Origin of the sequence: Isoptericola sp. NPDC019571 (assembly GCF_044389385.1) — a bacterium.
GTDB lineage: Bacteria > Actinomycetota > Actinomycetes > Actinomycetales > Cellulomonadaceae > Isoptericola > Isoptericola nanjingensis.
In genome coordinates this window covers 143,410-163,860 of sequence record NZ_JBIRXZ010000001.1, presented here as the reverse complement: position 1 = coordinate 163,860, position 20,451 = coordinate 143,410, and the positions used below count along the sequence as shown (strand labels likewise).

The window sequence follows — 20,451 nt, the reverse complement described above, 5'->3', positions numbered from 1 at the left end:
CGGCGCTCAGAGACCCAGGGCCTCCAGGACGTCGGCCAGCTCGCGCCGGACGGCGGCGCGCGCGGCGTCGGCGTCGGGCTGCTCCAGCGCGACGCGCGCGAGGTCGCGGCACCGCGCGAACGTGACCTCGGCCAGCACGGCGGCGACGTCCGCGAGCGCCCGCGGCGTCATGGAGAGCGACGTCACGCCGAGGCCCACGAGCACGGGGGCCAGGACGGCGTCGGCCGCCGCCTCCCCGCACACGCCGACCGGCCGGCCGTGCGCGTGCGCGCCCTCGCAGGTGGCGCGCACCAGCTCGAGCACCGCGGGCTGCCACGACGTGGACAGCGCGGCGAGGTCGCCGAGCATCCGGTCGGCGGCCATCGCGTACTGCGTGAGGTCGTTGGTGCCGATGCTGCCGAAGGTGGCGTGCTCGAAGACCCACCGCGACCGCAGCGCGGCGGCGGGGACCTCGATCATCGCGCCGGCCCGCCGCAGCCCGTGCTGCTCGCAGGCGGCGACGAACGACCGCGCCTCGTCGGTGGTGGCGACCATCGGCGCCATGACCCACACGTCGGCGGACTCCGCCTCCGCGGCGGCGGCGATCGCCTGCAGCTGCCGGTCCAGCACCTCCGGGTGCGCGACGGCGGTGCGCAGGCCGCGGACGCCGAGCGCCGGGTTGGGCTCGTCGTCGGCGGTGACGAAGGGCAGCGGCTTGTCCGCCCCCGCGTCGAGGGTGCGCACCACGACCTTGCGGCCGGCGAACGCGGACAGCACGCCGCGGTAGGCGGCGACCTGCTCCTCGACCGTCGGCTCGACGTCGCGCCCCAGGAAGCAGAACTCGGTGCGGAACAGCCCCACGCCCTCGGCGTGCGCGGCGACGGCGGCCTGCGCCGCCTGCGGGTCGGCCACGTTGGCGAGCAGCTCCACCCGGTGCCCGTCGGCCGTGCGGCCGTGGCCGTCGAACTCCCGCTCGACGCGCACGGCGTCCCGCGCGGCCTCGACCTCGGCGTCCGACGGGTCCCGCAGCACGGTGCCGGCGCCGCCGTCGACGACGACGGTCTCGCCGTCGGCGAGGGCGTCGGCCCCGCGGGCGGCCACGACGGCGGGGATGCCGAGCGCGCGCGCCAGGATCGCCGTGTGCGAGGTGGGACCGCCGCCGCTGGTGACGATGGCGACGACCGCCTCCGGGTCGAGCGTCGCCGTGTCGGCGGGGGCCAGGTCCTCGGCGACCAGCACGAACGGGTGCCCCGGCAAGGGGACGCCCGGAGGCCGCACCCCGGTGAGCTCGGCGACGATGCGGTCGCGCACGTCGCGCACGTCGCGGGCCCGCTCGCTCAGCGGCGGGCCGAGCGGCTCGAGCTGGGCGGCGAGGGCGTTCGCGGCGTCCCACACGGCCCGCTCGGGGGTCGCGGCGGACTCGCGCACGCGCCGTTCGGCGTCGGACGCGAGCGTGGGGTCGGCCGCCATCGCGGCCGTCACGGCGAGCACGTCCGCCGCGGTCCCCGTGGCCTGCGCCGCCTGGGCGGCGAGGCGGTCCCGGACGGCCGACGTCGCGGCGCCCAGTCGGGACACCGCGTCGTCGGCACCGGCAGCGTCGGACGTGTCGAGGGTCGCCTCCGAGGGCTCCGGGACGGGGGCCGGCATCGTCACGACGACGCCGGCCGCCCGCCCGGGGCTCACCGGGGCACCGGTGAGGGTGGTGCTCATCAGACCGCGTCCTTGCCCTTCGCGGGACCGTCGCCGCCGGCCGGAGAAGCGTCGGCGCCGATCGCGACGGCCTCCTTCTGGTCGCTCACGGCCTGGTCGCCGACGACGGCCGCAGCCGCCTCGGGGTCGTCCTCGCGGCCCGGGGTCTTGAGGTTCCACCTCGTGATGACGAACCGGAACAGGAAGTAGTAGATGACCGCGTAGCCGAGCCCGATCGGGATGAGCAGCAGCGGCATCTCGGCGATGCGGAAGTTGAGCAGGTAGTCGATCACGCCCGCGGAGAAGCCGAACCCGTCGCGGATGCCGATCGCGTTGACCAGCGCCATCGAGGTGCCGGTGAGCACGGCGTGGATCGCGTACAGCGGGTAGGCGACATAGACGAACGCGAACTCGAGCGGCTCGGTCACACCGGTGACGAACGCGACCAGCGCCGCGGAGCCCATGACGCCCGCGATGACCTTGCGGTTCTTCGGCTTCGCGGTGTGCACGATGGCGAGGGCCGCGGCGGGCAGGGCGAACATCATGATCGGGAAGAAGCCGGTCATGAACGTGCCGGCCGTGGGGTCGCCGGCGAGGAAGCGGAAGATGTCGCCGTGCGCGACGTTGCCGGCGCTGTCGGTGTACGAGCCGAACTGGTACCACGGCAGCGAGTTGAGCAGGTGGTGCAGGCCGATCGGCACGAGCAGACGGTTGAGCGTGCCGTACACGAACGCGCCGATCACGGTGGAGCCGGTGACGAAGCCGCCGATCTGGTCGTTGAACAGCCAGTCGAAGGCCGGGTAGATGAGCGAGAAGACCACGCCGATGATGACTGCGGCTCCGGCCGTGACGATCGGCACGAACCGCCGACCGCCGAAGAATGCCAGGTACGCCGGCAGCTTGATCCGGTAGTACTTCTGGTACAGCAGCGCGGCGGTGAGACCGATGACGATGCCGCCGAGGACGCCGTAGTTGATGAGCTCCTGCTCCTCCCCCTCGGCGGGCAGGCCCAGGACCGTGGGCGACAGGGCGTCGGTGACGCCCTTGAAGACCAGGTAGCCGATGAGCGCGGCGAGGCCGGTCGAGCCGTCCGCCTTGCGGGCGTAGCCGATGGCGACGCCGAGGGCGAAGATCATCGCCAGGTTGCTGAAGAGCGCGTTGCCGGCGGCCCCGAGGACGTCGGCGACGGGCTGCATCCACGGGAGCGTGCCGGCCACGCCGTCTGCGCCCAGCATGTCGGGCTGGCCGAGGCGCAGCAGCAGCGCGGCGGCGGGCAGCGAGGCGATGGGCAGCATCAGCGAACGGCCGACGCGCTGCAGCTGCGCCAGGCCGGGGAATCCCCGCTTCTGCTTGGTCTCTGCGACCGTGGTCATGGTTCTCCTCCGATGGATGGCCCGGGGGCGGGCGTGTCCTGCAGGCCGTGCCTGCATCGTCCGGCGGCAGTGTCGCGACGTCGGGGCGTCATTGCCGGTGATCCACACGCTGCCACCGGCAGGTTGTCTGGACCACTTGCAGGAAGAGTGGTCTAGACCTCATGATGTGTCAACCCCGCGCTCCCGCCGGGGAGACAGCGCACCGGTGACGGCCGAACCCCGATACTGGTCCCGATGTCGCACAGCACGCAGATCGATGCCGATCACAGGGCAGGACAGGACACGAGGATGGTCAGGGACGGCGCTCGCCCCGGCGAGCACAAGTACGTCGCGGTGCGCGCGTACCTCGCCGACCTGGTCACGACCGAGCTCGCCGTCGGCGACGCGATCCCGTCCGAGCGCAGCCTCACCGAGAAGTTCGGCGTCTCGCGGATGACGGTGCGCCAGGCCATCGACGCGCTCGTCACGGAGGGCGTGCTGGAGCGCGCGCAGGGCCGCGGCACGTTCGTCGCGCCGCCCCGCGCCGACTTCGAGATGCGCCTGACCACGTTCGGCGAGGAGGCCCGGCGCCGCGGCCTCACGCCCGGCGCCACGGTGCTGCGGTGCGAGCAGCTGCCCGCGCCCGCCGTCGTCGCCGAGGCGCTGGACCGCGAGACCGGCACCCCGGTGCACCACGTGGTGCGGCTGCGCACCGCCGACGGCAACCCGATGAGCGTCGAGGAGTCCTGGATCCCGGTCGACCTCGCCCCCGACCTGCTCGACGACGGCGTCCCCGACAGCCTCTACGCCGCGCTGCGCGAGCGCGACCTCGACCCCACGTGGGGCGAGGAGGTCATCACCGCCGCCGACGCCACCCCCGAGGAGCTGGAGGCCCTGCAGATGCAGGGCTCCCGCGCCGTCATGCGCACCGCCCGACGCACCTTCGGCGGCGACGCCGCCGTGATGTACTCCCGCGCCTGCTACCGCGGCGACCGGTACAGCGTCTTCGTGCCGCTGCGCGAGGCACGGCCCACGCTCGTCCCCCGCGCCCGGCCCTCCGACGGCGACGCCGGCCGCCCCGTCCAGCCTTCCGCACCCCCCGGACGCATCCCCGAAGGGAGCCCCCGATGAGCACGCCCGACCCCGACGCGCAGCTCGCCGCCTCGATCCTCGCCGGACTCGGCGGGGTGGAGAACATCGAGGAGATCGACCCGTGCACCACCCGGCTGCGGTCCCTCGTCAAGGACCCGGCGCTCGTCGACGCCGCGCTGCTCAAGCGCGCCGGCGCCTTCGGCGTGATGATCAACGGGCGGGTCGTGCAGGTCGTCGTCGGCCCCCGCGTCGACACGATCGCGTCCGACCTCGCCGAGCTCATGTGAGCCAGGCCCCGCACCCACCGACCCCCGGAATCTCCACCCGGACCCACCAAGGAGCATCATGAGCAAGGCACAGCAGATCCTCGACGCGCTCGGCGGCGACGACAACATCATCGACCTCGAGCCGTGCATCACCCGGCTCCGCGTCGAGGTCGAGGACCCCGCCAAGGTGATCGACGCCGACCTCACGAAGGCGGGCGCCATCGCGGTCGTGCGCTCCGGCGTCGCCATCCAGGTCATCGTCGGCCCCGAGGCCGACACCCTCGCCTCCGACATCGAGGACCTCCGCTGATGACGGCGCTGACCGTTCTCGCGCCCGTCACCGGCACGGTCGTCGACGTGTCCGAGGTGGACGACCCGGTGTTCGCCGCCGGCCTCGTCGGCCCCGGCCTCGCGATCGAGCCCGACGGCGTCCGCGGGGGCGAGGCGGTCGCGCCCATCGCCGGGACGATCGTCAAGCTGCACCCGCACGCGTTCGTCGTCCAGCACGACGACGGCCGTGCCGTGCTGGTGCACCTCGGCATCGACACCGTCAAGCTCGGCGGCGAGGGCTTCACCACCCACGCCTCCGAGGGCGACGTCGTGCAGCGCGGCACCGTGCTGGTCACCTGGGACCCGGCGGCGGTGCGCGCGGGCGGTAGGTCCGCCGTCTGCCCCGTCGTCGCGCTCGAGGCCACGCCCGACGCCGTCGACCGCCTCGCGCAGGTCGGCACGATGGTCGAGCACGGCGAGGACCTGCTCACCTGGGGCTGAGAACTGCCGAGATAGAGAAGGCTGTTTCGCGAGATAGAGAGGCTCGGACGAGGCCGCAACGGGTTGCGGCCTCGTCCGAGCCTCTCTATCTCGCGAAACAGCCTTCTCTATCTCGGCGAGAGGGTGACGCCCAGGGCCTCGAGGACGGCGTCGACGGGGTTGCAGTACGTCAGCCCCGTGCCGTCGGCGCCGCCCGTCTCGGAGCCGGCGAACAGCAGGCCGAGCGCGACGCCGTCCTCGCGGTAGACCAGCGACCCGGAGTCGCCGCCGCGCGAGAACGCGCCGCCGGTGCCCTCCACCTCGATCTGGTTGTCGAAGGAGAGCGCACCGAGCTCGTCCCCGTACCCGACGACGACGTCGTCCATCTCGATGGCCGTGACCCGGCCCTGCGTGTGCGCCGTGGTGCGCCCGATCTTCGCGACCACCTCGCCGCCCGCCGCCACGGCCGTGGTGGTCACCGCGCCCACCGGGTAGGTCGGGTCGATCTCGATCCCCTCGTCCAGGAGGGCGAGGGCCGCGTCCACCGTGGCCGGCTCGCCGGGCGTCAGCGGCACCACCTGCGCGAGGGTGCCGACCCGGTCCCCGGGCGCGCGACCGCCGTCGGCCGGGCCCGGCTGCACGACCACGTCGCCGACCTGCGCGGACGGCGACCCCGCGAGCACGTGGAAGTTGGACAGCACGTAGCGCGCGCCCTCCTCGCCGGCCTTGACCACGAACGCGCCGAGCGTGCCCGCGGTGACGTCCACGTGCGCGATCGAGACCCCGGGCCGCAGGGGCCGCACCCTGTCCGTCTCCCCGAGGGCGCGCGCCGTGGCGACGGGCGGGCGGACCTGCGCGGCGAGCGTCCGGATGCGTCCGGTACGCCGGACGTCGACGGCGTCGCCCGCCTCGGCGGCCAGCCTGCGCACGAACGACCGTGCCGTCGGGACCCCGAGCCGGTAGCGCACCGCGATGCCGAAGCCCGCGTCGCCGTGGGGCGCGAGGCCCAGCGACAGGGTGGGCGCGCGCACCACGTCCGCGGGGGTCGCGTCGTCGCCGACCGCGTACGGGCTGGCGGGCACGCCGTGCCGTTCGGCCAGGTCACGGGCGAAGTCGCTGAGCTGTGCCTTGGTCTCGCGCGCCTGGGTGAGGTCCATGCGGCGAGTCTGGTGCAGACCTGTGACACACCTCGATGTCACAAACCGGCGAGTCGGACATCTCTCCCCGACGTGAGACCCGCACCAACCCTGCTCGCGCCCGACTTCGACGACGTCCGACGCGCCCTCGCCTGGGCGCTGGACCACGACCTCCACGCGCTCCTCGAGCACCGCCAGGTCGCCCACCTCGGCAAGGCCGCCCGGCGGCGCGCCGACGCCCTCCTCGTGCTGCGCTGGCAGCGCGCCGCAGCCCGCTGCCCGGGGCTGCCGGGCTGACGCCGCCGGGCGGTCCTGCGCGGCCGGTCAGGCGCGCAGCAGGCGCCCGACGCCGAGCCGTCGACCCCGGGCGGTGACGAGCGCCGCCAGCGCCAGACCGCCCAGCCCCCACAGCACCAGCAGGGTCACGCTCATCCCGAGGCCGCCGGCCGCGGGCACCACCACCGCCGTCAGGGCGTCGCGCGCGGCCCCGATCGGCAGCGCGTCGACGAGTCCCTGCAGCGCGGCAGGCACGGTCGCGACGATGCCCGTCGCGATGAGCAGGACGGCGATCAGCAGGCTGATGCCGCGCCCCAGGTTGCCGAGCCAGCCGAGGAAGCCCTGGTGCACGGCGACGAACGCCACCGACGCGACGACGCCCACGAGGATCGACCCGACCCAGCCCCCGGCGTCGAGCTTCTCGACCGCCGCGAGGATCACGCCGATCAGCGCGCCCGTCCCGGCGCCGACCGCGGCCGGCAGCCAGAACGCGGAGAGGGCCAGCCGCACCGAGTCGCGCGTGGAGCCCAGGGCCCGCGCCATGACCGGCGGGAACACCGTCATGAGGGCGAGCGCACCCAGCCACAGCGCCACGACAGCGAACAGCGGGCCCGACGCCCCGGTGCTGATGCCCGACGCCGACGGCGCCGCCACCGGCTCCGCGACCACCGACGAGAGCGTCTTGCGCTCGTCGTCCGTGTACGTCGGGATCTGGTTCTTCGCGTCGTCGAGGCCGGAGGCCAGGTCGTCCGCGCCCGACGCGAGCTGGCCCACGCCGCCCGCCAGGTCGCCGGCGCCGGAGGCGATGCCCTCGGTGCCGGTCGCGAGCCGGCCCACCCCCGAGGACAGGTCCGACGCCCCCGACGCCACGCCGGACGCTCCGGTCGCGAGCTGGCCCACACCCGAGGAGAGCTCACCGGCTCCGGACGCCACACCGTCCGCGCCATCCGCGACCTGCGACGCCCCGCCCTGGAGCTGGCGCAGACCCTCGGCGAGATCACGGTTGCCGTCCGCGATGCCCGCCACGCCGGTGGCGACACCCTCCGCGCCGGTGGCGAGCTTGTCGGTCTGGGTCGCGAGCGCGTCGAGCTGCTCGCGCGCGGAGACGACGCCGTCGACCGTGTCCTGCACCGCCGACGAGTTCGTCTGCAGCTCGGTCAGCACGTCGTTCAGCGCCTTGCAGGCCTCCGAGGACGGATTGACGTCGCAGCCGAGAGCGGCGCCCGCGGCCGCGGCGAACTCCTCCGAACGAGCCTGGGCGTCGGCCAGCGACTTCTTGATCGCGGCCACGTCGGGCACGTCCTCGTTGATCTCGGCGACGCCGTCGGCGAGCTGGCGGTTCCCCTCCGCGACCTGGGTCGCTCCGGCCGCGAGGTCGTCGCCGCCCTTCGCAAGGTCGTCGGCGCCGCCCGCGCTCTCACCGATTCCCCGGGCGATGCCTCGGGCGCCCTCGGCGACCTGTCCTGCACCGCCGGCAAGGTCTGACGCCCCGGAGGCCGCGCTGGACGCGCCGTCAGCGAGCTGGCCCGCGCCGTCGGCGAGCTGGCCCGCGCCGTCGGCGGCCTCGTCCGCGCCGTCGGCGAGCTGGCCCGCGCCGTCCGCCAGCTGGTCGGCGCCGTCCTGCGTCTGGCCCGCGCCGTCGGCGAGCTGCACGGCGCCGTCCTGCGCCTGGCCGATGCCGTCGGAGAGGTCGTTGAAGCCGACGAGCACGTTGTCGACGTACGTCTCGGTGAGCGTGCTCGACATGACGGACGTCGCGGTGGCGGCGACCACGCGGGCGAGCGCGTCGTCGGCCACGCGGCCGCCGGGCGGGGTGCTGACGTCGATGGTGGCCTGGCGCGCCTCGGACGGGTCGTCGTTGCCGTACGACGTGGCGGCCGCGGAGAAGTCCTCCGGGATGGTCACGACGGCGGCAAAGGTGCCGTTCGCGAGGCCGTCGGCCGCCGACTCCTCGTCGGTGATCGTCCAGTCGAAGTTCGTCGCGTCCTCGGCAGGCTGCGCGGCCTTCGCGCCCTCGGCGGTCTCGCCGCCGCTGACCAGGCCAGACGCGAGCTGGCGGCCCAGCGGCACGGTCTGCCCCTGGACCTCGACCGGCTCGTCGAGGTTGACGATGGCGGCCGGCACCTGGTCGAGCCGGTCCTGCGGGTTCCACAGCGCGGCGAGCAGCAGCCCGAGCACCATGATCGGCAGCAGCGCGACGGCGGCGATCCGCCAGGGGTCGCGGCGCGCCCGGGTGGCGATGGTCGGGGCGGTCATGCCCGCACCTCCTGCACGTGGGTGTCCTCGTCGATCTCGTCGGTGGCCGCGGGGTGGGGTCCCGCGGGCACGGGGGTGTGCTCGTCGTCGGGCGCGGGAGGCGGCACGTCCGCCCCGGTGAGCGCGCTCGGCGCGCCCCAGCCGGCGCCGACGTCGAGCACGGCGACCTCGCGGCCGGTGCCGTCGTCGAGCAGGTCGGTCGCGGCGACGCCGCTGGCACCCAGCAGCACCGCCGTCCCGCCGCGCTGCGCCCGGGCGAGCGCGGCGGCGAGCGCCTCGCGGGCCGAGCGGTCGGCGACGGCGTCGGTGCGGTCCACGACCACGACCCGGGCGCCGTCGCGCACCGCGGCGTCGACCGTCGCGGCGGGGCGGCCGTGCTCCGCGAGGGCGTCGACGACGGCGACGCGGCCGCGCACCGTCATCGCGCGCTCGGGCAGCACCAGGCCGGTGACCTTCACGGCGCCCGCGTCGGGCGCCATCCGCCCGGCGAGGGCGAGCAGCAGCGCGGACACGGGGGCCGCCGCGTCGCCGTGCACGCACAGGGCGCCGCCCTCGGGGACGCGCACGCTGACAGGGCCGACCACCGGGGCCGGCGAGCCGTCGGGCCCCGCGACCTCGAGGTCGCGCGCGGCGACGGCGTCCGTCGCGTCCGGCTCGGGCCACGACGCGAGCCGCAGCTCCTTCGTGAGGCCCTCGCCCTCGACGTCGAACGTGGGCAGGATGCGGTCGAGCCAGCGCGGCATGTGCCAGGCCCGGTCGCCCAGGAGATGGAGCACGGCGGGCACGAGAGTCATGCGCACGACGAACGCGTCCACGAGCACACCGACGGCGAGGCCGAGAGCGATGGGTTTGAGGGTCATGTCGCCCTCGGGCACGAACGCGACGAAGACGGCGAACATGATGACCGCCGCGGCCGTGACCACCTTGGCCGAGCCGAGGAAGCCCGAGCGCACCGCGTGGCGGGCGTCGCCGCCGTGCACGTAGTCCTCCCGGATGCGGGACACGAGGAAGACCTCGTAGTCCATCGCCAGGCCGAACAGCACGCCCATGAGGATGATCGGCATGAAGCTGATGACGGGGCCCAGCTTGGTGACGTTGAGGGCGTCCGCCAGGACGCCGTTCTCGAACACGAGGGTCACCACGCCGAAGGCCGCGCCGACGGACAGCAGGTAGCCGAGCGAGGCCTTGATCGGCACCCAGATTGAGCGGAACACCATCGTCAGCAGCACGAGCGACAGGCCCACGACGACGAGGCCGAACGGCAGCAGCGCGGCACCGAGCTTGTCGGAGACGTCGATGCCGACCGCGGCGAAGCCGGTGACGGACAGGTCGACGCCGTACTTCTCCAGGTAGTGGTCGTGCTGGTCGCGGATCTCGTTGACGAGGTCCTTGGTCTCCTGCGACGTCGGGCCCCCCTCGGGGATCACCTGGATGATGCCGGTGTCGGCGGACGGGTTCGGCGTGGACAGCGGGACGTCGGCGACGCCGGGCAGGTCGGCGATCTCGTCGCCGAGGTCGTCCATGAGGGTCACGGGGTCGTTGCTGGTGACGATCGAGCCCGTGACGATCAGCGGGCCGTTGAAGCCCTCGCCGAACTCCTCACCCACCAGGTCGTAGGTGACGCGGGCGCTGTTGTCCTCCGGCAGGGTGCCGGCGTCCGGCAGCGCGAGGCGGAGGTTCGTGGCCGGCCAGGCGAGGGCGGCGATGGCACCCACGACGAGCACGATCGTGAGGACCGGGAAGCGGGTGGCGCCCCGCACCCAGCCGTCGAAGAACCGGTTGCGGTGGACGCCGTCGGCCGGCGCGGCGGCCCGCTTGGCCCTCCCCTTCGCCTTGCGGGCGGCGCGCGGGGCGCGCGGCCGCAGCCGCTCCCCCGAGAACGACAGCAGCGCGGGCAGCAGCGTGAGCGAGACGAGGACGGCGATGCCGACCGCCACGGCGGCGGCGATGCCCATCACGGTGAGGAACGGGATGCCCGCGACCCCGAGGCCCACGAGGGCGATCATCACCGTGAGGCCCGCGAAGATCACGGCCGAGCCCGCCGTCGCGGTGGCGCGCGCGATCGACTCGTCCACCTCGAGCCCGGCCGCGAGCTGCTCGCGGTGCCGGGACACGATGAACAGCGCGTAGTCGATGCCGACCGCGAGGCCGAGCATGAGGCCCAGCATCGGCGTCGTGGAGTTGATCGGCCCGAACACGGTGGCCGTGAGGAGCAGGAGCATCGACACGCCCACGCCCATGAGCGCGTTGACCAGCGGCAGGCCCGCCGCGACGAACGAGCCGAGCGTGATGATGAGGACCACGAGCGCGACGACGACGCCGATCGCCTCGATGATGCTCAGGGCCGGGAACTCGACGCTGAACAGCTCGCCGCCCAGGCTGGCCTGGGACCCGGCCGGGAGTGCGGCGGCGAGGTCGTCGCTCGCGGTGCGCAGCGCGTCCTTGGTGTCCTCGGTGATGACGGACTGGTCGCCGTCGAGCTGGATCGTCAGCAACGTGGCCGTGTCGTCGTCGTTGACCGACGCTGCCATCTGGTCGTCGTACGGGGAGGTGACGGCGGCCACCTGGTCGAGCTCGCCGAGGTCGTCGACCGTGTCCTCGATGGGCCCGCGCATCGCGTCGTCGTCGATCGTGGAGCCGTCGGGCGCGACGACGATGATCTGCGCGGACGACCCGCTGACCTGCGGGAACGTGGCGGACAGGCTGTCGAGCGCGTCCTGCGACTCGGTGCCCGGGATGGTCACGGAGTTGTCGAAGCCCTGGTAGAGCAGGCCGGCCGCGCCGCCGACGACGGCGAGCACCAGCACCCAGCCGATGACGACGAGCCGCCGGGCCCGGGCGGCCCAACGGCCGAGGGAGTACAGGACGGAGGACACAGGCTCTCCCAGGACGACGGAGCAGGGGTTCGATACGGCACTGTATCCGATGCACGAACGTATCCGATACGCCGCTGTATTGGCTAGAGTGGGCCCGGCCGGGCGCGGCGCCCGCACCGGGCCGGTACCGGCAGCATCCCGAGGAGGACCCCCTGACCACCGAGAGCGCGACCCCCGACGAGGCTACGGTCGCCCCCGAGCGCTCGCCCCGGCGCGAGCGCACCCGCGAGCGTCTGCTCGACGCCGCCTTCGAGGTGTTCGCGCAGGTGGGCGTCCAGGCCGCGTCGATCGAGGCCGTGTGCGAGGCCGCCGGTTTCACCCGGGGCGCGTTCTACTCGAACTTCGCGAGCAAGGAGGAGCTGTTCCTGGCCCTCACGGAGCGCGAGGCGCGCGGCCACCTCGGCGCCCTCGAGCAGGCGGTCACCACGGTCGACCCCGCCGCCCTGCAGACGCCGGAGGGGTTCCGCGCCACGGTGCGCGAGGTCATCGCGTCGGTGCTGCCCGACCAGGCCGCGAAGGCCTCCTGGTGCGTCATGGAGCTCGAGTTCGAGCTGCTCGCGCTGCGCGACCCGCAGATCGCCCAGCGCTACGTGGACCAGCAGCAGGTGCTCCGCGGGGAGATGATCGCCGCGCTGAACCGCGTCATGTCCGCCCTCGGCCTCCGCTTCGCCGTCGACGAGCACGTCGCCATCGACCTGCTGCTGGGCGCGCACGAGGCCGGTCAGCGCGCGGCGATGCTCCCCGCCGAGACCGCCCGCAAGGACGCCAGCGCCATGCTCGAGATCCTCGTGGACCTCATCGTCACGCCCGCCTGACCTCCGCCCCTGCCGCACAGGCGCTCGACGCTCAGAGGTACGCGGGCAGCTCCGGCTCGTCGCCCCGCACGTGCTCGCCGAGGAACGCCAGCACCGTCTGGTACCAGACCTTCGCATGCTGGGGCGCGAGCACCCAGTGGTTCTCGTCGGGGAAGTACAGGAAGCGGTGCACGGTGCTGCCGTCGTCGTCCGCGGGCAGGCCGGACTCCGTGAGCAGGTCGCGCCACAGCCGCAGGCCCTCCCCGACGGGCACGCGGTAGTCCTTGTCACCGTGCACGACGAGCATCGGGGTGCGGATGTCGGCGACGGCGCGGTGCGGGCTGTTCGCCTCCGCCATCTCCGGCGTCATCTCGCGCAGCCAGTAGTAGGCCGCGTCGGTGGTGGGGCCGAACTGGTCGAGCGCCCACAGGCTGGCGTGCGTGACGATCGCTCGGAACCGGTCCGTGTGCCCGGCCACCCAGTTCGCCATGTACCCGCCGAACGACCCGCCCATCGCGGCGGTGCGGGTCGCGTCGATCTCCGGCAGGGCCTCGACGGCGTCGGTGATCGCCAAGAGGTCGGTGAACGGCGCTCCGCCCCACGCGCCCCAGCCGCGCTGCACGAAGTCCTGTCCGTACCCGGTGGACAGCGCCGGGTCGGGCAGCAGGACGGCGTAGCCGCGCGCCACCATCAGCCACGGGTTCCAGCGCCAGCTCCACGCGCTCCAGGTGCTCAGCGGGCCGCCGTGGATCCACAGCAGCAGCGGCGCCGGGCCGCCCGACGACGCCCCCTCGGGCAGCGCGAGCCAGGCGCGCACGCGCGCGCCGTCCGCCGCCGTCGTCTCGACCTCGGTGAGCGTGCCGGGCAGCGCCGGGGCGGGCACGGGCCCGCGGAGCGCGTCCGCGGCGACGGGCGCGCGCTCGCCCGCCGCGCCCGTCGCGGCGAAGGCGGCGAGGTCGATCCGCACCGGCTCGGCCGGCGCGGCGTAGCTGCTGCGCAGGGCGTACAGCGCGGACCCGTCGGGCGCGACGCGGACGTCGCTGAACGTCGCGTCGTCGCTCGTCACGCGCTCCACCGTGACCGGCTCGCCCGCACCCGGTCCGCCGGTGCCGAACGTCAGCAGGAACACCGGGCCGCGGCCGTCCTCGTCGGCCGTGACGACCAGCCCCGAGCCGTCGGGCAGCCACGCGACCGACGACGGCCAGCGGTCCCAGTCGTCCGCGAGGATCTCCGGTTCGGCGTCGTCCACGCCGAGCGGGACCAGTCCCAGCCGCACGACCGGCGCCTGCTCCGGCGTCGTGATCGTCTCGGAGCCGAACGCGACCCACCGCCCGTCCGGCGACACCGCCGGGGCGAAGACGTCCGCGTCCGGGTCGTCGACCAGCGTGCGGCGCTCCCCGGTCGCGGTGTCCACCGCCACCAGCACGACCCGGCGTGCCGCGCCCGGGTCGGGCACCGCCCAGGTGGTGACGAGCGTGGCGCCGTCAGGAGCCAGGCCCGCCTCGTGCTCGTCGAGCTGGCGCCCCGGCCCCGTCAGCTGGCGCAGCGCGAGCCGCGCGTCCGGGTCGGTCGTGCCGAGGGAGCCGACGAACCGGCGCTCCTGGTCGGGACCCAGGTCGTGGTCCCAGTACCGCACCGGATAGCCGGTGTGCAGGATCGCCGAGAGCTTGCGGTCGGTGCGCTCCTTGCGCAGCGCCTCGTCCTCGGCGAGCCCCGCCGCGCCCGGCAGCACCGGCGCGGAGACGGACACCACGTCGGCGTCCCGGGCCGCGAGCACCCCGCCGACCCCGCCGGGCGCCGTCGCGACGACGCGCGCCTCCCCGCCGCCCGCGGGCAGCAGCCACAGCGCCGCCTTCGGCTCCTCGTCGTCCCGGTCCGCGTCCGGGTCCGGGCGGGCCGACGTGAACAGCACGTCGCCCGACGCCGCGAACACCGCCGACGACTCGCCCTTGCGGCTGCGCGTCAGCCGCCGCGCCGGGGCGACGCCGGCGGGGTCCACCTCCCAGACGGCGGTCGTCCAGCCGGTGCGCTTCGCGTCGAGCGTCTGGACGGTGGTGACGAGGCGCGTGCCGTCCGGGCTCAGCGCGAGCCCGCCGACGCGCGGGAGCTCCAGGTAGCGGTCGAGGTCGTCGAAGGGCGTGGGGGCGTCGCTGCTCACGCGCCCGGTCTACCACAGCCCGTGCGCAGACGGGCGCACGGGGAACGCGGGATGAACGTTCGCTGAACTTGTTCGCGACGGCGTCCCCTGCGGTTGAGCGGGCGTCGCGCGATCGGGCACGGTCTGGTCGTGAGACCGCCGTCGCCCCGCGCCGCCCACCTGCCGCCGCTGCCCTCCACCGCCGACCTGGTCGTGGTCGGGGCGGGCATCGTCGGGCTCGCGCACGCCCTGGAGGCGCACGCCCGCGGGCACTCGGTGCTGGTGGTGGAACGCGACCCTCGGCCCGACGGCGCGTCCGCCCGGCGCAGCGGGCACGTCGCCGTCACCACGCAGGACGCCGCGACCCTGTCCTGCGCGCTGGCGTCGCGCGAGCGCTGGCTGAAGCTCGGCCGGGAGGCGGGCTTCTGGGTCAAGGACACGGGCGCCGTCGTCGTCGCGCGCTCCGCCGACGAGCTCGCCGTGCTGGACGACCTCGTGGCCGCCCGTGACGGCGACGCGCTGCTCCTCGACGCCGCGCAGGCCGCCGAGCGCGCCGGGCTGACGAGCGCGGGTGACGTCGTCGGCGGCGCGTTCCTCCCGCTCGACCTGCGCGTCGAGCCGCGCGACGCCCTCCGGACGCTCGCCGCCGCGCTCGACTCCCGGCCACGGGCCGACGTCGCCTGGTCGACGACGGCGCTCACCTTCGAGGCCGGCACGGGCCGCACGCTGGTGCGCACGTCGCGCGGCGAGGTCGTGGCACGCCGCGTGCTGCTCGCCGTCGGGCCCGACCTGGACCGGTTCTTCCCCGACGAGGCGGCGCCCGCCGGGCTGCGCCCCGACGTGCGGCAGGTGCTGCGGGTCGCGACACCGGGCCGCCGGCACGACGCCGCCGGCCCGGCCGTGCTGGGCGGCACGAGCCTGCTGCGCGACGCCGCCACGGCGCACTCCCCCGCACTCGCGGACGTGCGCGAGCGGCTGCGCACGCACGCCCCCGAGCTGCTCGACGCGGGCGTCCATCTCGCATTCACCCCGCACGGCGACACGCTGCTCCTCGGCGAGGCCCGCCGCACGGACGCCGACCGGCGCGACGACGGGGGCCTCGACCGGGACCCCGAGCGCTCCGAGGCCGCCGACACCCTGCTGCTGCGCGAGGCCGAGGCCCTGCTCGGCCGGCCGGTCGAGGTGCGGCGGCGCTGGTCGGTGCCCGATCTCGCGGTGCCGCGCCCGCGCCGCGGTCCGTTCGCCGGTACGCCGTTCGTCGTCGCTGACCCGGCGCCCGGCGTCACCACCGTGACCATCGCGGACGGGCTGGGCACGACGACGGCGTTCGGCCTCGCGGCGAAGGTCGTCGACGGCCTGCTGTAGCCCTTGGTGACGGAGCGATCGGTCGTCGTCCGCGCGCCCGACGGCGACCGATCGCTCCGTCACCCGCCCAGCCCGCCCCGGATCGCGGCGAGCGCGCGGTCGAGCTCGGCGTCGTCCACGCCGCCGAACCCGACGACGACACCGGTGAGCGGGGAGGTGCGGCAGACGTCGGACAGCAGCGGCAGGTCGAAGCCCGCCCGCCGCGCAGCGTCGCGCGCGGACAGCGCGGCCTCCTGCGGCAGCAGCCAGGTCGAGTACATGCCGGCGGACGTCGCGGCCGGCTCCGCGTGCGGCTCCAGGACCGCGGCGACGCGGGCCGCCCGCTCGGCGTACACGCGCCGCGCCGTGCGCAGGACGGCGTCGAGCCAGCCGTCCCGCAGCAGGGTCAGCAGGGCCCGCTGCGTGGGCCACGCCGCGACGTCGTGCACGACGGCGCGCTGCCGGACCACGTCGTCGAGCAGCGCCGGGGGCGGCACCAGCCACCCGACCCGCAGCCCGGGCGGCGCGGACTTCGACGCCGAGCCGAGGTAGGCCACCCGGTCCCGGCCGAGCGCCGCCAGGGCCGGCACGGGGGCCACGTCGTAGCGCAGCTCGGAGTCGTAGTCGTCCTCGGCGACGACGGCTCCCGTGGCGCGCGACGCGGCGAGCAGCGCGCGCCGGTCGTCGGCCGGCATCACCCGCCCGAGCGGGTGCTGGTGCGCGGGCGTCACGTACGCGGCGGCCAGCCCGCGCAGGGCGACCTCGTCGTGGCGGGCCTCCGCCGCCAGGTCGACGACGGCGCGGCCCGTGGCGTGCGCGGTCGCGACGGCGGCGCGGTAGCCCGGGTCCTCAATGCCCACGGGCCCCGTGGGCAGCACGCCGAGCAGGTCGCGGAACCCGGCCGTCGTCCCGGCGGTGACCACCACCTCGTCGGCGTCGACGACGAGGCCACGGGTGCGAGCGAGCCGCTCCGCGAGCGCCGCCCGCAGCGCGGGCAGGCCGCACGGGTCGTCGTAGCCCCGCGGAGGCGTCGTCGCCGACACCTCCCGCCACGCCCGCCGCCACCCCGCGCGGTGGCGCGGATCGATCCACGGCTCGCCGGCGCTCAGCCGTACGAGGTCGCTGCCCGGGCCCGCGGCCCGGCGCGGCCCGGGCGCGGGACGGGGTACGGCGTCGGCCGCGACGTACGTGCCCGCCCCGCGGCGCGCGGTCAGCCATCCCTCGGCCATCAGCTGGTCGTACGCCTGCTCGGCCACGGAGCGCGCGACGCCGAGGTCCGCGGCGAGCGCACGCGTGCTGGGGAGCCGGTCGCCGCGGCGCAGCGTGCCGCGGGACACCAGGTCGCGGACCTGGCCGGACAGCTGCGCGCCGAGCGGGTCGCGGGCGCCGCGGTCGAGGCGGACGGGGAGCGCGGGCATCGGGACTCCTGGATGACGGGACCGGGCGGCACGACCGAGGCGGCCTACCGGACCGGCGGGTGAAGTGGCCTGCCGATCCCGTCAGGAAATGGCTCGTGACGACAGGCCACCCGAGGTCCACGGTAGTGCCATGGACGACGCCCTCTCCCCCACACCTCGGTCCACCGTGCGGCGCGGCCGGAACCGCGCCGTCGCCGACCGGGACGCGCTGCACGCCCTGCTCGCCGACGGGCTCGTCGCCCACCTCGGCGTCGACGTCGGCGAGGGCGCGGACCGGCACCCGGTCGTGCTGCCCTGTGCCTACGCCGTCGACCTCGACGGTCCCGACGACGGCGGCACGCTGTACGTGCACGGCTCGGTGGCGGCGCGCTGGCTGGTCGGGGCCACGGACGCGACCGTCTGCGTCACGGTCACCGAGCTCGACGGCCTGGTGCTGGCGCGGTCCGGCTTCCACCACTCGATGAACTACCGGTCGGCGGTCGTGATCGGCACGGCCCGCCTCGTCACGGACGACGCCGAGCGCGTCCGCGCGCTGGACGCCGTCGTCGACCACATGGCGCCCGGCCGGTCCGCGACCCTGCGCCCCGCCACCCGCAAGGAGCTCGCCGCGACGGCGGTGCTGGCCGTGCCGCTGCGCGAGGCGTCGATGAAGGCCCGCGCCGGCGCGCCCGTCGACGACCCGGCCGACGTCGCCGCGGGCGGCTGGGGCGGGCACGTCCCGGTGCGTCGCGTCGTGGGCGCCGCGGTCCCCGACGCCGACACGCGCGAGCCGGTCCCGGCGCACGTCGCCGCGCTGGCGGGCCCGTCCCGGCTCCCGGTGCCGCAGCCCGCCTGACCTGGCGCGCTACCCGCACTACCTCGGCGGGATCCGTACTACCTCGCGGGGTCTCGTTCTACCTCGGCGGGGTCTCGTCGTCGCGCTCGGCCATCTTGGCGAGCATGGCGTTGTACTCCTCGAGCTCGGCGTCGCCGTCGCGGTCGGCCTTGCGGTCGCGGCGGCGCGCCTCGCGCTCGTCGGACGTCGTCCACTGGATCGCGACGGCGATGGCGAGCGCGAGCGTCGGCAGCTCGCCGATCCCCCACGCGACTCCGCCGCCGCGCTGCTGGTCCTCGATGGCGGGCAGGCCCCAGGGCCGGCCCATGTTGCCGAACCAGTCGGCGACGAGCAGCGAGGTGCCCGACGTGAGCACGACGCCGAAGAACGCGTGGAACGCCATCGTCGCGAAGAGCAGCAGCAGGCGCTGCGGGTACGGGGGGCGCCTGGGGCCCGGGTCGATGCCCACGAGCGCGTTGGCGAACAGGTACCCCACGAGCGTGAAGTGCACGATCATCCACACGTGCCCGGCGTGGTTGCGCAGCGCGAACTCGAACGCGGGCGTGTAGTAGAACGCGATCATGCCGCCGGCGAAGAGCACCGCGGCCACCACGGGGCGGGCGATGAACTGGCCGAACCGGGAGTGCACCAGGCCGAGCACCCACTCGCGCGGCCCGCGGCTGCCGTCCTTGCGGGCCGGGATGGCGCGCAGCAGCAGCGTGACGGGGGCGGCCAGCACGAGGAACAGCGGCACCAGCATCGCCAGGATCATGTGCTGCACCATGTGGCCGCTGAAGATCACGTGCCCGTACACGGCCGGGCCGCCGCTGGTCACCCAGAACATCACGACCATGCCCAGGCACCACGACACCGTGCGCCCCACGGGCCACGCGTCGCCGCGCCGCGCGAGCCGCCGCACCCAGCGCAGGTAGACCACGAGCCCGGCCACGCACGCGAACGCGAGCAGCGGGTCGAGGCTCCACTCGGTGAACCAGCGGGCCATGGTCGGCTCGGGCGGCAGCGCCTGGCCGGTGAGCTGGAAGGCGGGCGTGACGTCGACCGGCACCTCGTCCGGGACGGGCGGGGCGGTGGAGCCGAGCGCCACGGCGACGCCGGAGACGGCGCCGATCACGAGCAGCTCGACGGCGAGCAGCCGCCAGAACAGGCGTCGGACGGCGCCCGCGGAGCCGGCGCGGCCGAGCCGGTCCACGACCCACATCCGGTGCGCGAACCCGAACCCGCCGAGCGCCACCATGAGCAGCGCCTTGACGAGCAGGAGCACGCCGTACGGGGTGAGCAGGTCGCCCCAGGACTCCATGCGGAGCCACGCGTTGAGGATGCCGGAGACGCCGACCGCGGCGAAGCACCACCCGGCGACCGGGGAGAAGCGCGCGACGGCGGCCGCCGCGGTGCGCCCGTCGTCGCGTGCCTCGTCCCGCGTGAGCACGGCGACGAGCAGCGCGCCCAGGCCGCCCACCCACACGGCGGCGCCGACGAGGTGCAGCAGCATCGCTCCGACGGCGAGCTCGTGGTTCGCGGCGCCCGACGCGTGGCCGGTGGTCGACTGCATGGCGAGGGCGGCGAGCGGCAGCAGCGTCGTCCACAGGGCGCCGACAGGTCCGCGCACCGCCATCGCGAGCGCGGACGTGAGCGCGGCGACGACGATGATCGCGAGGTAGAGCCGGCCGAGGTCGAGGTCGGTGACGAACTGCGCGAGGCCCTGCCCGAACGCGGGCGAGGCCGGCGAGGTCCCGGAGATGTTCGCGTACCGCAGCACGAGCTGGAGGACGGCGGCCACCGCCCACACGGCGCTGGCGGCGCCGGCCGTCGTGAGCACCCGCGCCTGGGTGCGGCCCGGCGGCACCAGGCAGGCCGCGACGAGCAGCGCGCCGACCGTCACCGAGACGCTGAGCTCGGTGAGCACGGTCGTGACGGGCAGGCCGTAGCGCACGATCGCGCCCGGGTCGGTGAAGCCGCTGAGGGCCTGGAACGCCCCCGAGTAGGCTCCGCCGCACAGCACGGCGAGGACGGCGACGAGGACGGCTGCGGGCCCGGCGGCGACGAGCCACCAGGGGCGCGGCGGCACGCTCGGGGTACCGCCCGGCCGCTGCACGGCGGGGGCTGCGGAGGTCACCCGTCCAGCCTATGGGCGGTGGGCGGCGCCCCGGGACGACCCGGGTGTGAGATCACCTGCCGTGGGGCACCTTCTTCCCAATCCAACGATTATCGATTAGTGTCCCAGTCGTCCCTCCACACCGGACGTCATCCACAG

16 protein-coding genes are annotated in these 20,451 nt (G+C 75.2%); 8 read left to right on the top strand and 8 right to left on the bottom strand.

Going from position 1 to position 20,451, the window contains the following annotated elements; all coding sequences use genetic code 11:
- Positions 1 to 6: 6 nt before the first annotated feature.
- Together ptsP and ACH443_RS00725 are read right to left on the bottom strand one after the other, a co-directional pair.
- Complete coding sequence (ptsP, locus tag ACH443_RS00730; RefSeq protein WP_430589204.1) at positions 7 to 1,689, bottom strand: phosphoenolpyruvate--protein phosphotransferase; 1,683 nt, start codon at positions 1,687 to 1,689, stop codon at positions 7 to 9.
- Positions 1,689 to 3,041, bottom strand: coding sequence for a PTS transporter subunit EIIC (locus ACH443_RS00725; protein ID WP_430589203.1), 1,353 nt, complete (start codon positions 3,039 to 3,041; stop codon positions 1,689 to 1,691). Before ACH443_RS00725 ends, ptsP begins: the two co-directional genes overlap by 1 nt.
- Positions 3,042 to 3,329: 288 nt before the next feature.
- Here ACH443_RS00725 and ACH443_RS00720 point away from each other — a divergent pair, with 288 nt between their 5' ends.
- The 4 genes from ACH443_RS00720 to ACH443_RS00705 are packed head-to-tail and all read left to right on the top strand — an operon-like array spanning position 3,330 to position 5,149.
- Positions 3,330 to 4,151 (top strand): GntR family transcriptional regulator, encoded by an 822-nt coding sequence (locus ACH443_RS00720; protein WP_429765705.1) that lies wholly within the window; start codon positions 3,330 to 3,332, stop codon positions 4,149 to 4,151.
- Positions 4,148 to 4,399 (top strand): PTS transporter subunit EIIB, encoded by a 252-nt coding sequence (locus ACH443_RS00715; RefSeq protein ID WP_429765703.1) that lies wholly within the window; start codon positions 4,148 to 4,150, stop codon positions 4,397 to 4,399. Before ACH443_RS00720 ends, ACH443_RS00715 begins: the two co-directional genes overlap by 4 nt.
- A gap of 58 nt (positions 4,400 to 4,457) precedes the next feature.
- Complete coding sequence (locus tag ACH443_RS00710; RefSeq protein ID WP_429735428.1) at positions 4,458 to 4,688, top strand: PTS transporter subunit EIIB; 231 nt, start codon at positions 4,458 to 4,460, stop codon at positions 4,686 to 4,688.
- A complete protein-coding gene (locus ACH443_RS00705) occupies positions 4,688 to 5,149 on the top strand; it encodes a PTS sugar transporter subunit IIA (RefSeq protein WP_429765702.1) in 462 nt (153 codons plus the stop codon). Before ACH443_RS00710 ends, ACH443_RS00705 begins: the two co-directional genes overlap by 1 nt.
- Before the next feature lie 107 nt (positions 5,150 to 5,256).
- Here the strand turns inward: ACH443_RS00705 and ACH443_RS00700 are convergent, their stop codons facing one another.
- On the bottom strand, positions 5,257 to 6,285 hold the full coding sequence (locus tag ACH443_RS00700; protein ID WP_430589202.1) for a hypothetical protein: 1,029 nt from the start codon (positions 6,283 to 6,285) through the stop codon (positions 5,257 to 5,259).
- A 72-nt stretch (positions 6,286 to 6,357) separates the two neighbouring features.
- Between ACH443_RS00700 and ACH443_RS00695 the strand changes: the two genes are divergently transcribed.
- Entirely contained in the window at positions 6,358 to 6,561 is a 204-nt protein-coding gene (locus ACH443_RS00695) for a hypothetical protein (RefSeq protein WP_430557825.1), read from the top strand.
- Positions 6,562 to 6,588: 27 nt separating this feature from the next.
- Here the strand turns inward: ACH443_RS00695 and ACH443_RS00690 are convergent, their stop codons facing one another.
- Positions 6,589 to 8,796, bottom strand: a complete 2,208-nt coding sequence (locus tag ACH443_RS00690; protein WP_430589201.1) for a YhgE/Pip family protein — start codon at positions 8,794 to 8,796, stop codon at positions 6,589 to 6,591.
- Entirely contained in the window at positions 8,793 to 11,672 is a 2,880-nt protein-coding gene (locus ACH443_RS00685) for an MMPL family transporter (RefSeq protein WP_430589200.1), read from the bottom strand. The genes ACH443_RS00690 and ACH443_RS00685 overlap by 4 nt, the downstream gene beginning before the upstream one ends.
- Before the next feature lie 266 nt (positions 11,673 to 11,938).
- Here ACH443_RS00685 and ACH443_RS00680 point away from each other — a divergent pair, with 266 nt between their 5' ends.
- Positions 11,939 to 12,487, top strand: a complete 549-nt coding sequence (locus tag ACH443_RS00680) for a TetR/AcrR family transcriptional regulator (RefSeq protein ID WP_429765693.1) — start codon at positions 11,939 to 11,941, stop codon at positions 12,485 to 12,487.
- A gap of 31 nt (positions 12,488 to 12,518) precedes the next feature.
- Here ACH443_RS00680 and ACH443_RS00675 read toward each other — a convergent pair whose 3' ends face one another.
- The gene (locus ACH443_RS00675) at positions 12,519 to 14,624 is read right to left on the bottom strand and encodes a prolyl oligopeptidase family serine peptidase (protein WP_430589199.1); all 2,106 of its coding nucleotides are present in this window, start codon (positions 14,622 to 14,624) and stop codon (positions 12,519 to 12,521) included.
- Positions 14,625 to 14,753: 129 nt separating this feature from the next.
- Here ACH443_RS00675 and ACH443_RS00670 point away from each other — a divergent pair, with 129 nt between their 5' ends.
- Entirely contained in the window at positions 14,754 to 15,968 is a 1,215-nt protein-coding gene (locus ACH443_RS00670) for an FAD-dependent oxidoreductase (protein ID WP_430589198.1), read from the top strand.
- A gap of 59 nt (positions 15,969 to 16,027) precedes the next feature.
- Here ACH443_RS00670 and ACH443_RS00665 read toward each other — a convergent pair whose 3' ends face one another.
- The gene (locus ACH443_RS00665) at positions 16,028 to 17,365 is read right to left on the bottom strand and encodes a PLP-dependent aminotransferase family protein (protein ID WP_430589197.1); all 1,338 of its coding nucleotides are present in this window, start codon (positions 17,363 to 17,365) and stop codon (positions 16,028 to 16,030) included.
- 130 nt (positions 17,366 to 17,495) lie between these two features.
- Here ACH443_RS00665 and ACH443_RS00660 point away from each other — a divergent pair, with 130 nt between their 5' ends.
- Positions 17,496 to 18,200, top strand: coding sequence for a pyridoxamine 5'-phosphate oxidase family protein (locus ACH443_RS00660; protein ID WP_430557819.1), 705 nt, complete (start codon positions 17,496 to 17,498; stop codon positions 18,198 to 18,200).
- A 58-nt stretch (positions 18,201 to 18,258) separates the two neighbouring features.
- Here ACH443_RS00660 and ACH443_RS00655 read toward each other — a convergent pair whose 3' ends face one another.
- Positions 18,259 to 20,313, bottom strand: coding sequence for a cytochrome c oxidase assembly protein (locus ACH443_RS00655; RefSeq protein WP_430589196.1), 2,055 nt, complete (start codon positions 20,311 to 20,313; stop codon positions 18,259 to 18,261).
- Positions 20,314 to 20,451 lie beyond the last annotated feature (138 nt).